The sequence below is a fragment of the Citrobacter sp. S39 genome, assembly GCF_009495675.1.
GTDB lineage: Bacteria > Pseudomonadota > Gammaproteobacteria > Enterobacterales > Enterobacteriaceae > Citrobacter > Citrobacter freundii.
Genome location: NZ_CP045555.1, coordinates 210,645 through 225,306 on the forward strand (window position 1 = coordinate 210,645; position 14,662 = coordinate 225,306).

Here is a 14,662-nt window from a genome sequence, read left to right on the forward strand (position 1 = left end):
GTTCAAAGGGCGATTATTTTTTGTCTTTCACTTCTTCAAACTCGGCGTCGACAACGTCGTCATCTTTCGCGTTATTTGCAGAAGCATCAGCGCCTGCTGCACCAGCCTGTTGCTGTGCGTGCTGCTGCTGAGCGATTTCCATCAGTTTCTGGGAAACCTGTGCCAGCGCCTGCATTTTTGCTTCGATATCCGCTTTGTCTTCACCTTTCAGAGAAGTTTCCAGCGCGGTCAGTGCAGACTCGATGGCAGTTTTGTCGTCAGCCGGCAGTTTGTCGCCTGCTTCTTCAACCTGCTTGCGAGTGCTGTGCAGCAGATGGTCACCCTGGTTACGGGTCTGAACCAGCTCTTCAAACTTACGGTCAGATTCTGCGTTCGCTTCTGCTTCGCGAACCATTTTCTGAATTTCTTCTTCGTTCAGACCAGAAGAAGCCTTGATGGTGATCTTCTGCTCTTTACCGCTGTTTTTGTCTTTCGCGGAAACGTGCAGGATACCGTCGGCATCGATGTCAAAAGTAACTTCGATCTGCGGCATACCGCGCGGAGCCGGGCTGATACCATCCAGGTTAAACTGACCCAGATCTTTGTTATCAGCAGCACGTTTACGTTCACCCTGCAGCACATGGATGGTTACCGCAGACTGGTTGTCTTCAGCGGTAGAGAACACCTGGCTGTGCTTGGTCGGGATAGTGGTGTTTTTCGCGATCAGCGGAGTCATTACGCCACCCATGGTTTCGATACCCAGAGACAGCGGGGTAACGTCCAGCAGCAGCACGTCTTTAACATCACCGGTCAATACACCACCCTGAACAGCAGCACCGATTGCTACGGCTTCGTCCGGGTTAACGTCTTTACGCGGTTCTTTACCGAAGAACTCAGCGACTTTCTTCTGCACCATCGGCATACGCGTCTGACCACCAACGAGGATAACGTCGTTGATATCAGATACGGACAGGCCAGCATCCTGCAGAGCAACTTTCAGCGGCTCGATAGAACGGTTAACCAGGTCTTCAACCAGGCTTTCCAGTTTCGCACGGGTCACTTTGATGTTCATGTGTTTCGGACCGGTCGCGTCTGCAGTGATGTACGGCAGGTTCACGTCGGTCTGCTGAGCGGAAGACAGCTCGATCTTCGCTTTCTCAGCGGCTTCTTTCAGACGCTGCATCGCCAGCGGGTCATTACGCAGGTCGATACCCTGATCTTTCTTAAACTCGTCAACCAGGTAGTTGATCATACGGCTGTCGAAGTCTTCACCACCCAGGTGGGTATCACCGTTGGTTGCCAGAACTTCGAAGGTTTTTTCGCCGTCAACTTCGTCGATTTCGATAATAGAGATATCGAAAGTACCACCACCGAGGTCATATACCGCGATAGTACGGTTGCCAACTTCTTTATCCAGACCGTAAGCCAGCGCAGCTGCGGTTGGTTCGTTGATGATACGTTTTACTTCCAGACCTGCGATACGACCGGCGTCTTTAGTTGCCTGACGCTGAGCATCGTTAAAGTATGCAGGTACGGTGATAACTGCTTCAGTTACCGGCTCACCCAGGTAATCTTCAGCCGTTTTCTTCATTTTTTTCAGCACTTCAGCAGAAATCTGCGGCGGTGCCAGTTTCTGACCTTTTACGTCAATCCATGCATCACCGTTGTCAGCACCGATGATTTTGTACGGCATGATGGCTTCATCACGCTGTACTTCTTCGTCCTGGAAGCGGCGGCCAATCAGGCGTTTAATCGCAAACAGGGTGTTTTGCGGGTTTGTCACTGCCTGACGTTTAGCCGGCTGACCAACCAGAGTTTCACCATCCTGGGTATAAGCAATGATAGAAGGCGTGGTGCGATCGCCCTCGGCGTTCTCCAGCACACGTGCAGTAGTGCCATCCATAATCGCTACACAAGAGTTGGTAGTACCCAGGTCGATACCAATAATTTTACCCATCTAAACGTCTCCACTAAAAATTCGGTCATCATGTGGTTGTGAATCTGTAATAAGGGCGAAACGTGCGGTTTCAACTACCCTGAATCGTTTTTTTTCAGACTCACCACTGCGGTTGCTTACAAGATGGGGTCGTAACCCACGTCATCAAGGGGGGCATGAAAATTTTTTTTAGCCTTGTGGCAATAAAATCGCAGAAAAAAGGCTAAAAGATTAAAAAATGAATAGTCTCAAATCAAAATTAATTCATAAAACAGATAGATTCAGAACAGCCATTCACATAAAAATTGTAATAAAAAGAAAAGATTACAAGCATGAATCATGATTCTGACAGCGGTAAGATGGTCTGAAACGACACACTTTTACAGCCGTCAAAGAGAAATTCCATGAAATCCGTATTAACCCTTTCCGCCAGCCTGCTTATGGGCCTGCTGCTGAGCAGCGCCGCACACGCTAACGATCATAAAGTCCTCGGCGTGATCGCCATGCCCCGTAATGAAACCAACGATCTGACGCTGAAACTTCCCGTTTGCCGCGTGGTGAAACGCATTCAACTTACGGCCGATCATGGTGATTTACAGCTCAGTGGTGCATCGGTTTATTTCAAAGCTGCCCGCATGTCCAGCCAGAGTCTGAACGTGCCTTCCTCCATCAAAGAAGGGCAAACGACCAATTGGATCAACATCAATAGCGACAACGACAATAAGCGCTGCGTGAAAAAAATTACCTTCTCCGGCCATACGGTGAACTCTTCTGATATGGCGACGCTGAAAATCATCGGCGACGACTAATTCCCCATACTTTTATTCAAAAGCCATAGAAACATGAATGTCACCTATTTGAATGACGACGATCTCGATTTTCTTCAGCATTGCAGTGAGGAGCAGCTCGCCAATATTACCCGCCTGCTTACACATAATGAAAAGGGGAAAGCCCGTCTGTCGAGCGTTCTCAACCACAACGATTTATTTAAATCGATGGAAGGACATCCGGAACAGCACCGCCGCAACTGGCAACTGATTGCTGGCGAACTGCAGCATTATGGGGGCGACAGCATTGCCAATAAACTCCGTGGACATGGAAAACTGTATCGGGCGATTTTGCTGGACGTTTCGAAGCGTCTGAAGATTAAAGCTGATAAAGAGATGTCCACGTTCGAAATTGAACAGTCTCTGCTGGAGCACTTTTTACGCAATGCCTGGCAAAAAATGGATGCCGGACAAAAGCAGGAATTTCTGCAGGCTGTCGATGCAAAAGTTTCTGAACTGGAAGAACTGCTACCGTTATTATTGAAGGATCGTCACCTGGCAAAAGGCGTCTCTCACCTGCTCTCCGGCCAGTTAACCAAAATTCTGCGAACCCACGCCGCCGTCAGCGTAATCGGGCACGGATTACTGCGCGGAGCCGGACTTGGCGGCCCGGTAGGTGCGGCTTTAAACGGGGTTAAAGCGGTGAGCGGCAGCGCTTATCGCGTGACGATCCCGGTTGTACTCCACATTGCCTGCCTGCGCAGAATGCCCAACCACACACAAGCGTGATACCCATCACAGGGAAAATAATTCGTTTTCCCTTCGTTAGATCATAGACAGTGCCCTCTCCCCTGATTATTATGCCGCGCCCCGAAGACAGCGATCGTTATTCGGGGAAACTATTTCACCATTCAATCAATGATGATTTTGAGGAATTATGGGCAACACTAAGTTGGCTAATCCGGCACCGCTGGGCCTGATGGGCTTTGGCATGACCACCATTCTGCTTAACCTGCATAACGCGGGTTTCTTCGCTTTAGACGTTATTATTCTGGCGATGGGCATTTTCTACGGCGGTATCGCGCAAATTTTTGCCGGTCTTCTGGAATATAAAAAAGGCAACACCTTCGGTTTAACCGCCTTTACCTCCTACGGTTCGTTCTGGCTGACGCTGGTTGCAATTCTGCTGATGCCGAAAATGGGCCTCGCGGATGCAACCAATGGTCAGTTCCTGGGCGCTTACCTGGGTCTGTGGGGCGTGTTCACTCTGTTCATGTTCTTCGGTACGCTGAAAGCCGCGCGCATGCTGCAGTTCGTGTTCCTGAGCCTGACAGTGCTGTTCGCCCTGCTGGCCGTTGGCAACATTGCAGGTAACGAAGCAATCATTCACGTAGCGGGTTGGGTTGGCTTAGTGTGTGGTGCAAGCGCCATTTACCTGGCGATGGGTGAAGTGCTGAACGAACAGTTTGGCCGTACCATCCTGCCGATTGGTGAAGCGCACTAATCTGACAATATCCCCCCTGAAGGGGGGATATTCCTTACAAACGCTGTAACTCTCCCTGTACGCTCGTATCGCGATGATAAATATCCTGTCGCAGCCAAATCCCCAGACCTAACCCCACCAGCGATAACGCCAGCACATACCAGGCCGGAGCCATTGGCGACACGCCCATTAACATCGTCACGGCGATTGGCGTCAGACCACCAAAAATGGCATATGAGACGTTATAGGAAAAGGAAATACCGGTAAAACGGACTTCCGCCGGAAACGCCCGCACCATGACATAAGGCACTGCGCCGACCACGCCAACGCATAATCCCACCAGCCCGTATAACAGGAACAAGTGCTGAGGATGGCTGCCGGTCAGGTGATAGAAAAACCAGCTCGAACAGGCCAGCAGCAGGCTGCCGACAATAAAGGTTTTGCTGGCGCCGACCCGGTCGACAATAAATCCGGCCAGCAGACAGCCGACGCACAGCATAATGGTAGCGACACTGTTGGCCTGTAGCGTTAGCGCGGGTGCAAAGCCATACTGCTTCTGCAACCAGACTGGTGACATCAGGATCACCACCACAATCCCGGCCGATAACAACCAGGTCAGCAGCATTGAAATAACCACCGCTTTTTTATGCTTACTCACCACCGACTTCACCGGTAGCTCTTGCGCAAGTGCTTTACGCTGCTGCATTTCTAGGAAGATGGGCGTTTCCTGCAACCAGCGACGCAGGTACATCGCCACCAGCCCAAAAACGCCCCCCAACAGGAACGGGATACGCCAGCCGTAGTCATGCACCGCCTGTTGCGTCAGGTTGGTATTCACCAGCGTCGCAACCACCGATCCCAACAGAATCCCCACCGTCAGCCCGGCGGTCAGCGTGCCACAGGCAATGCCGATGCGGCGCTCCGGTACATGCTCCGCCACGAACACCCACGCGCCCGGCACTTCTCCGCCGATGGCAGCGCCTTGCAAAATGCGCATCAGCAGTAACAGCAGCGGTGCGAGGATCCCCATTGAGGCGTAGGTAGGCAAAAGACCAATCGCCAGCGTCGGTATCGCCATCAGCAAAATGCTCAGGGTGAACATTTTCTTACGCCCGACCAGATCGCCAAAGTGCGCCATGATGATGCCACCCAGCGGACGCGCCAGATATCCGGCGGCAAAAATGCCGAAGGTTTGCACCTGACGTAGCCACTCAGGAATGTCTGCCGGAAAGAAGAGTTCACCAACAACAGCGGCAAAGAAGACGAAGATAATGAAATCATAAAACTCAAGCGCACCGCCGAGGGCAGCAAGCGTAAGAGTTTTATAATCCTGGCGATTCAGCGGTCGAGTGTGTTGTGACATAGCAAACCATCAGTCAGTGGAGTTATTGAATCTGTCTGTCGATATATGTAAAGCAAAAATTACTATATCGTAAACAATTCAATACTCCACTGTGATTGGCACTTATGTCACGATCGGGCTACTTTCAGGCGATTGTATCGCGAATTGCGCTTTTAGGACGAAAAGATGCTACAACAGCCGGTGCGGTTTCCACATACGGCCCATCCAGCAACTGTATACAATACGGTACACTTGCAAAAATACCCGGTACGATAACCTTACCGTCGGCATCTTTCACGCCTTCCAGCGTTTCTTTGATCGATTTCGGCTGCCCAGGCAGATTCAGGATCAACGCCTGTTTGCGAATCACACCGACCTGGCGGGAGAGAATAGCCGTTGGCACAAAGTGCAGACTTATCTGGCGCATCTGTTCGCCAAAGCCTGGCATCTGGCGGTCAGCGACGGCAAGCGTAGCATCGGGGGTCACGTCGCGACGTGCCGGACCCGTTCCGCCGGTAGTCAGCACCAGATGACAGCTCATTTCATCCACCAGCTCGCATAAGGTCTGTTCGATGATCGCCTGTTCATCCGGGATCAGTCGCGTTTGCAGCTCAAAAGGGGTGGTAAGGGCAGATGCCAGCCACTCTTCAAGGGCCGGGATACCTTTATCCTGGTAAACGCCGCTGGAAGCACGGTCAGAAATGGAAACCAGGCCAATGCGTAAAGTATTCATGATTATTCCGTTTAAACAGTCTCGTTAAACAGAATGATACACTGCGAAAGGAAGGACAGACAGGTTTCAGAAGAGGTAGCGTGACCCATATCAGGGCCACGCTTAAATGATTACAGCAGATCGCCGATCATTTTTTCCAGTTTACCCTGGTCTACAGCAAACTTACGGATACCGTCCGCCAGTTTATCTACAGCCATCGGATCCTGGTTGTGCTGCCACAGGAACTCAGCTTCGGTGATGCGTGCAGGACGCGCTTTCACTTCGCCGGAGAAGGACAGTTTACGTTCGATAGCGCCTTCGCTTTCCGCCAGCTCTTTCAGCAGTGCCGGAGCAATCGTCAGACGATCGCAGCCTGCCAGCTCAATGATTTCGCCGATGTTACGGAAGCTCGCACCCATCACCACGGTTTCGTAACCGTGCTGTTTGTAGTACTCGTAGATTTCCGTTACGGAAACCACACCCGGATCTTCTGCCGGTGCATACTCTTTCTTGTCGGTGTTGGCTTTGTACCAGTCAAGAATACGACCAACGAACGGAGAAATCAGGTATACGCCAGCTTCTGCACATGCACGTGCCTGCGCGAAGGAGAACAGCAGAGTCAGGTTACAGTTGATGCCTTCTTTTTCCAGCTGCTCAGCGGCACGGATGCCCTGCCAGGTTGAAGCCAGTTTAATCAGAATGCGATCGTTGCTGATGCCAGCGTCGTTGTACATCTTGATCAGACGTTTTGCTTTCGCGATGGACGCGTCGGTGTCGTAAGACAGACGAGCGTCAACTTCAGTAGAGATACGACCCGGGACCAGTTTCAGGATCTCCAGACCGATATTTACTGCCAGTTTGTCGGTCGCGTCGACGATCTGCTGTGCGCGGTCGTTGCTCTGCTGCTTAGCCCAGGCTACAGCGTCATCAATCAGCTTGCGGTATTCTGGGATCTGCGCTGCGTTAAGAATGAGAGAAGGGTTAGTTGTGGCATCCTGAGGCTGATACAGCTTCATTGCCGCGATGTCTCCGGTGTCGGCCACTACTGTGGTGAACTGACGAAGGGAGGTCAATTTGTCCGTCATGATAGCGATTCTCTTTAAACAGCTTGTTAGGGGGATGTAACCGATCTTCCCTGATGATAGCACGACGCACTCTCAGCGCAACCGCCTGGATTGTCCGACCCGCTGCTCAGCCCTGATTACGCATCTCAAAGCCTGTGATGCGCAATTGCGGGATATAACGATTGTTATGATAAACTCCCGCAATCACTCTCATGACAAGGTATATACTGGTCGATTATTGGTAGCGCTTACACGGAAATCTTCGCGCTTACCGGCATCAACAAGAGGGATGTTAATGCCTGATTTTTTCTCATTTATTAATGAAATACTCTGGGGATCGGTGATGATCTACCTCCTGCTTGGCGCAGGATGTTGGTTCACCTGGCGTACAGGGTTCGTGCAGTTCCGCTACATTCGCCAGTTTGGCACAAGTCTTAAAAACAGCATTAGCCCGCAGCCGGGCGGTTTAACTTCCTTTCAGGCTCTGTGCACCAGCCTTGCCGCGCGTATCGGTAGCGGGAACCTGGCCGGCGTAGCGTTGGCGATCGCCGCTGGCGGCCCTGGAGCCATTTTCTGGATGTGGGTCTCAGCGGTCATTGGTATGGCAACGTCATTCGCCGAGTGCTCACTTGCCCAACTGTATAAAGAACGCGATAGCAAAGGACAGTTCCGCGGTGGTCCTGCGTGGTATATGGCACGTGGTCTGGGCATGCGCTGGATGGGCGTCCTTTTTGCCATCTTTTTACTGATTGCCTATGGACTGATTTTTAACAGCGTTCAGGCGAACTCGGTCTCTCGTGCGTTGACCTTTGCTTTTGACATCCCTCCCCTCTTCTCCGGTATCGCACTGGCAATAGTGTCATTACTGGTCATCGTCGGCGGTATTAAAGGCGTCGCACGCCTGATGCAATGGTTCGTTCCGATGATGGCACTGCTGTGGGTTGGAAGTAGCATCATCATCTGTCTGTGGCATATCGGGCAGCTTCCCGACATTATCGTCACCATTATAAAAAGCGCCTTTGGCTGGCAGGAAGCAGCAGCGGGTGCGGCCGGATATACGCTAAGCCAGGCTATTGCCAACGGTTTTCAGCGCGGCATGTTTTCTAACGAAGCCGGAATGGGATCTACGCCGAATGCAGCCGCATCGGCCGCCTCCTGGCCACCGCATCCTGCGGCACAAGGCATTGTGCAAATGATTGGGGTATTAGGCGACACTCTCGTGGTCTGTACGGCTAGCGCGATGATTATTCTGTTGGCAGGCAATGGCACCAGCTATGTGCCAATGGAAGGCATCCAGTTACTTCAAAAAGCAATGGTAACGCTGACGGGAGAATGGGGAGCCGGATTCGTGGCTTTTATTGTGATTCTGTTTGCCTTTAGCTCGATCGTCGCCAACTACATCTATGCGGAGAACAATCTCGTCTTTCTGAAACTGGACAATATGCGCGTCATCTGGCTATTGCGAATCGCTACCATTAGCACCATTATCGGCGGAACGTTTGTCAGCTTCCCGCTGGTCTGGCAGTTGGCCGATATCATTATGGCTTGTATGGCCATTACTAACCTGACAGCGATTCTGCTGCTTTCTCCGGTTGTCCATACCATCGCCAGCGACTATCTGCGCCAGCGTAAACTCGGGGTGCGCCCGGAATTCGATCCGCACCGTTATCCTGATATCAGACAACAGCTTGCCCCCGAAAGCTGGGATGAAACGCCGCGCGGATAGCGCGGCAATCACAACCATCGATCAAATCTGTCGTTTTTTTTGCTAAAGTCGCAGTAAATTTCCTGCAAGGACTGGATATGCTGATTCTGATTTCACCTGCAAAAACGCTCGACTACCAAAGTCCGCTGGCAACAACACGCCATACGCTACCCGAACTGCTGGATCACTCTCAGCAGCTTATCCATGTGGCGCGCCAGCTCTCTGCGCCGCAGATTGGCAAGCTGATGGGAATTAGCGACAAACTGGCGGATTTGAATGCCACGCGTTTCCATGACTGGCAGCCTGACTTCACGCCGGACAATGCGCGCCAGGCCATTCTGGCATTTAAGGGCGACGTGTATACCGGGCTGCAGGCTGAAACCTTCAGCGAGGCGGATTTCGACTTCGCTCAGCAGCATTTACGGATGTTGTCCGGACTGTACGGCGTTCTACGTCCACTGGATTTGATGCAGCCTTATCGTCTGGAGATGGGCATTCGTTTGGCCAATGCGAAGGGTAAAGATCTCTACCAGTTCTGGGGAGATATCATCACCGATAAACTTAATGAAGCACTTGAAGCACAAGGCGACAGCGTGGTGATTAATCTCGCTTCGGATGAGTATTTTAAATCCGTGAAGCCGAAAAAGCTCAATGCCGAGCTGATTAAACCAGTCTTCCTCGACGAGAAAAACGGCAAGTTCAAAGTCATCAGCTTTTATGCCAAGAAAGCGCGCGGCCTGATGAGCCGCTACATCATTGAGAACCGCTTAACGCAGCCGGAACAGCTGACCGCATTTAACAGCGAAGGCTATTTCTTTGATGAAGAAGCGTCAGGAAACGGCGAACTGGTGTTTAAACGCCACGAGCAATAATTTATATGCCGGATGACGGCTAACGCCTTATCCGGCCTACAGGTTTTGTAGGCCCGCTAAGCAAAGCGCCAGCGGGCACCACCGTTAACTGCGGGTCATCATCAGCTTACGCAGTTGCGCAAAATCAGCAGGCAGGTGATGAGAAAGCAGCGGCAAGTCCGCGCGTTCCGCCAGCTCTTTTGGCAACGCCAGCGTCAGATCAAGAATCTCTTCAACGCTTTCTTTAAACTTCGCCGGATGCGCAGTACCAAGGAACAGGCCGTACTCGCCAGGGTTCAGTTGGTCACGCAGCGCACGGTAAGCCACCGCCGCATGCGGTTCTGAGGTGTAGCCTATCTCATGTAACTCACGCATGGTGTCCTGAGTCGTGGCATCATCAACGGCGGCATAACCCAGCTCATTCAGACGCCAGATTTTACGGCGGAACAGTTCTTCCACGCGCGGCCAGTTGTTCGGCTGGCTGACATCCATCGCATTCGATAACGTCGCCTGAGTCGCTTTCGGCGCCCACTCACCTTCAGCAAGGAAACGCGGAACCGTATCGTTAACGTTAGTCGCCGCGATAAAACGCTTCACCGGCAAGCCCAGTGATTTCGCCAGCAGCCCGGCGGTCAGATCGCCAAAGTTACCGCTGGGAACAGAAATCACCAGCTGATTCCGCGCCTCTTGCGGTAGCTGAGCCACAGCCTCAAAGTAGTAACAGATTTGCGCCAGCAGACGGCTGATGTTAATTGAATTAGCCGAGTTCAGTCCCAGAGCCACCTTCAGCTCTTCGTCATCAAACGCCTGTTTCACCAGCGCCTGGCAGGCATCAAAATCGCCATCAATCGCTACAGTTTCAATGTTACCGCCCAGCGTACAGAACAGTTTTTCCTGTAATGGGCTGATCTTGCCGTTCGGGTAGAGGATCACCACGCGCACATTTTTCAGGCCATAAAAGGCATGTGCAACCGCCGCGCCGGTATCACCTGAGGTCGCCGTCAGAATGGTTACCGGCTTGTCGCCGCTGATGTGCGTCAGCATTTGCGCCATAAAGCGCCCGCCAAAGTCTTTAAATGCAAGCGTAGGGCCGTGGAACAGTTCCAGACAGCCGACATCTGCGGCAACCTGAGCAACCGGTGCCGGAAAAGCAAATGCAGCACGCACGCGTTTTTCCAGAATTTCCTGAGGGATCTCATCACCAATAAATGCGGACAGGATCTTCGCGCTGCGGCTGACGAAGTCCTGGTTCAGCATCTCATCCACTTCTGTCAGATTGAATTCCGGTAGATCGTGCGGAAAAAACAATCCCTGATTCTTGCCAAGCCCTTGCGTGACGGCCTGCGCAAAGCTGACCTGCTCGTTATGATCTTTCAGATTATACAGTTTCATTGATTATCCCAGTACCCGTGCGCCCGCCGTGTCCAGCCGGCAAATATGAACAAAGCCTTCCTGATTTTGCAGGTAATTTTTACTCAGCCAATCTGCTACGCGCTGCGCCGTATCCGGCTTATCGCACAAGGCGAACAGCGTCGGCCCTGACCCGGAGATCCCGCTGGCCAGCGCGCCAATTTCTGTTACCGCCTGACGCGCCTGACTAAAGCCTGGCAGCAAGCGGGTACGATACGGCTCAGCAATGACGTCCTTCATCAGCTTCGCGGCAAGCCCAGGCTGACGGGAATAGCAGGCATGGATAAATCCAGCCAGATGTCGCCCGTGGGCGATACAGTCCTGACGGCGATACTGCGCAGGTAGAATCGCCCGCGCTTCTGCCGTCGACACTTTAATCCCCGGATACGCCAGTACCCATAGCCACTCATCAAAGCCTGGCACCTGCTGGCTGATAATGCCGTTTTCTTCGATCATTAACTGCATGCCGCCCAAAAAGCACGGGGCAACGTTATCGTAATGAATACTGCCGGAGATACGCCCTTCCAGCTCGCCCATTATCGCCAACAGGCGCGTATCGTTGAGCGGCTTACCGCAGTGTTCGTTCATAGCGACTAACGCCGCCACGACGGAACAGGCGCTGGAGCCTAACCCGGAGCCAATCGGCATATTTTTTTCCAGCGTCATCGCCACCGGAACCGTTTTACCCAGCTCCTGGCAGAATCGCTCCCAACACTGATAGACAATATTTTCGCGCGGCTCTGACGGCAGCTTGTTGGCAAAGCGGCCAAGGTTGTTCAGGCTGAACTGATCAGCCGCCTCAACGGACACCACATCGCCCAACAGCGAACCGTCCACCGGAGTTACCGCCGCACCGAGCACATCAAACCCGACGCTCATATTGGCACTGGAGGCCGGGGCATAAACTCTCACCATGTCAGACTCCTAACTTCCATGAAAGGGTGCGTAGCAGGTCGGCAAAGACGCCCGCTGCCGTCACGTCGTTACCCGCGCCATATCCGCGCAGAACCAACGGTAACGGCTGATAGTAGTGGCTATAGAATGCCAGCGCGTTCTCACCGTTTTTCACTTTAAACAGCGGATCGTTGCCGTCTACTGCATCAATTTTCACGCGACAAACGCCGTCCTCTTCGATATTGCCAACATAACGCAATACTTTTCCCTCATCACGGGCTTTCGCCACGCGCGCGGCAAACACGTCATCCAGCTGCGGTAATTTCGCCATAAACGCGGATACATCACCGGAATCATCAAATTCTTTTGGCAGAACTGGTTCAATGACCACGTCTGAAAGCTCCAGCTCACGACCGGTCTCACGGGCGAGGATCAACAGCTTACGTGCCACATCCATACCGGAAAGATCGTCACGCGGATCGGGCTCGGTATAGCCCATCTCACGCGCCATGGTGGTGGCTTGCGAGAAGCTCATGCCTTCATCCAGCTTGCCGAAAATAAACGACAGCGAGCCGGAAAGAATACCGGAGAAACGCTGCAATTCATCACCTGCGCTGAGCAAGTTTTGCAGATTCTCAATTACCGGCAAGCCTGCTCCCACGTTGGTGTCGTAGAGGAATTTACGCCTGGACTTCGCGGCGGCAAAACGCAGCTGATGGTAGTAATCCATCGACGAGGTGTTGGCCTTTTTGTTCGGCGTAACCACATGGAAGCCTTCGCGCAGGAAATCAGCATACTGATCCGCCACCGCCTGGCTTGACGTACAGTCGACAATCACCGGATTAAGCAGATGATATTCTTTCACCAGACGAATTAAGCGCCCAAGGTTGAAAGGCTCTTTCGCACTTTCCAGCTCCGACTGCCAGTTCTCCAGATTCAGTCCGTGGACGTTGGTCAACAGGGCCTTCGAGTTCGCCACGCCGCACACGCGCAGATCGATATGCTTCTTTTTGAGCCAGGTTTGCTGACGTTTAAGCTGCTCCAGTAGCGCACCGCCCACGCCGCCTACGCCAATCACAAACACTTCAATCACCTGGTCGGTGTTGAACAGCATTTGATGGGTCACGCGAACGCCGGTGGTCGCGTCGTCGTTGTTCACCACCACTGAAATAGAACGCTCAGACGAACCCTGGGCGATCGCCACGATATTGATGTTCGCACGAGCCAGCGCGGCAAAGAATTTCGCCGAAATGCCACGCAGAGTACGCATACCATCGCCAACAACAGAGATGATAGCCAGACGCTCAGTCACCGCCAGCGGCTCCAGCAGGCCTTCTTTCAGTTCGAGGTAGAATTCATCCTGCATCGCGCGTTGCGCACGCGCGCAGTCGCCCTGCGGGACGCAGAAGCTGATGCTGTATTCGGAAGAGGATTGGGTGATCAGCACTACCGAGATGCCCGCACGCGACATTGCGGCAAAAACGCGTGCCGCCATACCCACCATGCCTTTCATTCCTGGGCCGGAAACGCTAAACATAGCCATGTTATTGAGATTAGAAATACCTTTTACCGGCAAATCGTCATCATCACTGCTGGCGCCAATCAACGTGCCAGGCGCTTGTGGATTGCCGGTATTTTTAATCAGGCAAGGGATCTGGAACTGGGCAATAGGGGTAATGGTGCGCGGGTGCAGCACTTTGGCGCCGAAGTAAGAAAGCTCCATCGCTTCCTGATAAGACATCGACTTCAGCAGTCGGGCGTCGGGTACCTGACGCGGATCGCAAGTATATACGCCGTCAACATCGGTCCAGATCTCACAACAATCCGCGCGCAAACAGGCGGCCAGTACGGCGGCAGAGTAGTCGGAGCCATTACGCCCCAGCACCACTAACTCACCTTTCTCATTCCCGGCGGTAAATCCGGCCATCAAAATCATGTGGTCCGCAGGAATACGGCTGGCGGCAATGCGGCGCGTAGATTCGGCGATATCAACAGTAGATTCGAGGTAATGGCCGACTGCCAGCAATTTCTCCACCGGGTCGATGACCGTCACGTTGTGCCCGCGCGCTTCCAGCAGGCCAGCCATGATGGCGATCGACATTTTTTCGCCACGGCAGATAAGCGCGGCATTGATGCTGTCCGGGCACTGTCCCAACAGGCTGATGCCATGCAGGACGTGTTTAATCTGGGCAAACTCTTGTTCAACAAAGGCTTTGAGCGGAGCCAGCGGAAAACCCGGCTGCGCAGCGGCCAAACCCACCAACAGCTCAGAGAAAATACGTTCGGCGTCGCTGATATTGGCTAAAGCATCCTGACCACCGATGGTCTTCTCAATCATCGCCACCAGATGGTTGGTAATTTTTGCGGGGGCAGAGAGCACGGTCGCGACCTGCCCCTGTCTGGCATTGCTTTCCAGAATATCGGCAACCCGCAGAAAGCGCTCTGCATTTGCCACTGATGTACCGCCGAACTTCAACACTCGCATGGTTTACCTCATTGCCTTTGGTCGAAAAAAAAGC

Annotated in this window: 12 protein-coding genes and 1 other annotated feature (1 of these 13 running past the window's edge); of the genes, 5 read left to right on the top strand and 7 right to left on the bottom strand. The window is 52.7% G+C overall.

Annotation, left to right across the window (positions count from 1 at the left end; genetic code table 11):
• Positions 1–13: 13 nt before the first annotated feature.
• Positions 14–1,936 carry a molecular chaperone DnaK gene (gene dnaK / locus GFB57_RS00910; RefSeq protein ID WP_003018959.1) on the bottom strand — a complete coding sequence of 641 codons (1,923 nt, stop codon included), beginning with the start codon at positions 1,934–1,936 and terminating at the stop codon, positions 14–16.
• A 383-nt stretch (positions 1,937–2,319) separates the two neighbouring features.
• Here dnaK and GFB57_RS00915 point away from each other — a divergent pair, with 383 nt between their 5' ends.
• The 3 genes from GFB57_RS00915 to satP all read left to right on the top strand — a co-directional run bounded on the left by GFB57_RS00915 (position 2,320) and on the right by satP (position 4,186).
• Positions 2,320–2,724: a DUF2541 family protein gene (locus GFB57_RS00915; protein ID WP_003018965.1), complete on the top strand. Its 405-nt coding sequence runs from the start codon at positions 2,320–2,322 to the stop codon at positions 2,722–2,724.
• A 33-nt stretch (positions 2,725–2,757) separates the two neighbouring features.
• Positions 2,758–3,471, top strand: coding sequence for an acidic protein MsyB (msyB, locus tag GFB57_RS00920; RefSeq protein ID WP_290366922.1), 714 nt, complete (start codon positions 2,758–2,760; stop codon positions 3,469–3,471).
• A gap of 148 nt (positions 3,472–3,619) precedes the next feature.
• Positions 3,620–4,186, top strand: a complete 567-nt coding sequence (gene satP / locus GFB57_RS00925; protein ID WP_003018969.1) for an acetate uptake transporter — start codon at positions 3,620–3,622, stop codon at positions 4,184–4,186.
• A 34-nt stretch (positions 4,187–4,220) separates the two neighbouring features.
• Here the strand turns inward: satP and GFB57_RS00930 are convergent, their stop codons facing one another.
• From GFB57_RS00930 to tal, 3 genes are all read right to left on the bottom strand, one after another.
• The gene (locus GFB57_RS00930) at positions 4,221–5,528 is read right to left on the bottom strand and encodes an MFS transporter (protein ID WP_003018971.1); all 1,308 of its coding nucleotides are present in this window, start codon (positions 5,526–5,528) and stop codon (positions 4,221–4,223) included.
• Positions 5,529–5,652: 124 nt separating this feature from the next.
• Positions 5,653–6,240 (bottom strand): molybdopterin adenylyltransferase, encoded by a 588-nt coding sequence (mog, locus tag GFB57_RS00935; RefSeq protein ID WP_290366923.1) that lies wholly within the window; start codon positions 6,238–6,240, stop codon positions 5,653–5,655.
• A 110-nt stretch (positions 6,241–6,350) separates the two neighbouring features.
• A complete protein-coding gene (tal, locus tag GFB57_RS00940) occupies positions 6,351–7,304 on the bottom strand; it encodes a transaldolase (protein WP_003018974.1) in 954 nt (317 codons plus the stop codon).
• Between the two features lie 274 nt (positions 7,305–7,578).
• Between tal and GFB57_RS00945 the strand changes: the two genes are divergently transcribed.
• On the top strand, positions 7,579–9,009 hold the full coding sequence (locus GFB57_RS00945; protein ID WP_003018976.1) for a sodium:alanine symporter family protein: 1,431 nt from the start codon (positions 7,579–7,581) through the stop codon (positions 9,007–9,009).
• 77 nt (positions 9,010–9,086) lie between these two features.
• Positions 9,087–9,860 carry a peroxide stress protein YaaA gene (gene yaaA, locus GFB57_RS00950; protein WP_003018978.1) on the top strand — a complete coding sequence of 258 codons (774 nt, stop codon included), beginning with the start codon at positions 9,087–9,089 and terminating at the stop codon, positions 9,858–9,860.
• Positions 9,861–9,944: 84 nt separating this feature from the next.
• Here the strand turns inward: yaaA and thrC are convergent, their stop codons facing one another.
• From thrC to thrA, 3 genes are read right to left on the bottom strand one after another with little or no spacing between them, the layout of a single operon-like run.
• Positions 9,945–11,231, bottom strand: a complete 1,287-nt coding sequence (gene thrC, locus GFB57_RS00955; RefSeq protein ID WP_003018980.1) for a threonine synthase — start codon at positions 11,229–11,231, stop codon at positions 9,945–9,947.
• Between the two features lie 3 nt (positions 11,232–11,234).
• A complete protein-coding gene (gene thrB / locus GFB57_RS00960; protein WP_003018982.1) occupies positions 11,235–12,164 on the bottom strand; it encodes a homoserine kinase in 930 nt (309 codons plus the stop codon).
• Between the two features lies 1 nt (position 12,165).
• Complete coding sequence (gene thrA, locus GFB57_RS00965) at positions 12,166–14,628, bottom strand: bifunctional aspartate kinase/homoserine dehydrogenase I (RefSeq protein WP_003018985.1); 2,463 nt, start codon at positions 14,626–14,628, stop codon at positions 12,166–12,168.
• 23 nt (positions 14,629–14,651) lie between these two features.
• Positions 14,652–14,662, bottom strand: a sequence feature (Thr leader region) (it continues 116 nt past the right edge of the window).

Bases quoted from the DNA above. Each gene is read 5' to 3' on its own strand.
- dnaK (WP_003018959.1), bottom strand. From the start codon at position 1,936: ATGGGTAAAATTATTGGTATCGACCTGGGTACTACCAACTCTTGTGTA.
- GFB57_RS00915 (WP_003018965.1), top strand. From the start codon at position 2,320: ATGAAATCCGTATTAACCCTTTCCGCCAGCCTGCTTATGGGCCTGCTG.
- msyB (WP_290366922.1), top strand. From the start codon at position 2,758: ATGAATGTCACCTATTTGAATGACGACGATCTCGATTTTCTTCAGCAT.
- satP (WP_003018969.1), top strand. From the start codon at position 3,620: ATGGGCAACACTAAGTTGGCTAATCCGGCACCGCTGGGCCTGATGGGC.
- GFB57_RS00930 (WP_003018971.1), bottom strand. From the start codon at position 5,528: ATGTCACAACACACTCGACCGCTGAATCGCCAGGATTATAAAACTCTT.
- mog (WP_290366923.1), bottom strand. From the start codon at position 6,240: ATGAATACTTTACGCATTGGCCTGGTTTCCATTTCTGACCGTGCTTCC.
- tal (WP_003018974.1), bottom strand. From the start codon at position 7,304: ATGACGGACAAATTGACCTCCCTTCGTCAGTTCACCACAGTAGTGGCC.
- GFB57_RS00945 (WP_003018976.1), top strand. From the start codon at position 7,579: ATGCCTGATTTTTTCTCATTTATTAATGAAATACTCTGGGGATCGGTG.
- yaaA (WP_003018978.1), top strand. From the start codon at position 9,087: ATGCTGATTCTGATTTCACCTGCAAAAACGCTCGACTACCAAAGTCCG.
- thrC (WP_003018980.1), bottom strand. From the start codon at position 11,231: ATGAAACTGTATAATCTGAAAGATCATAACGAGCAGGTCAGCTTTGCG.
- thrB (WP_003018982.1), bottom strand. From the start codon at position 12,164: ATGGTGAGAGTTTATGCCCCGGCCTCCAGTGCCAATATGAGCGTCGGG.
- thrA (WP_003018985.1), bottom strand. From the start codon at position 14,628: ATGCGAGTGTTGAAGTTCGGCGGTACATCAGTGGCAAATGCAGAGCGC.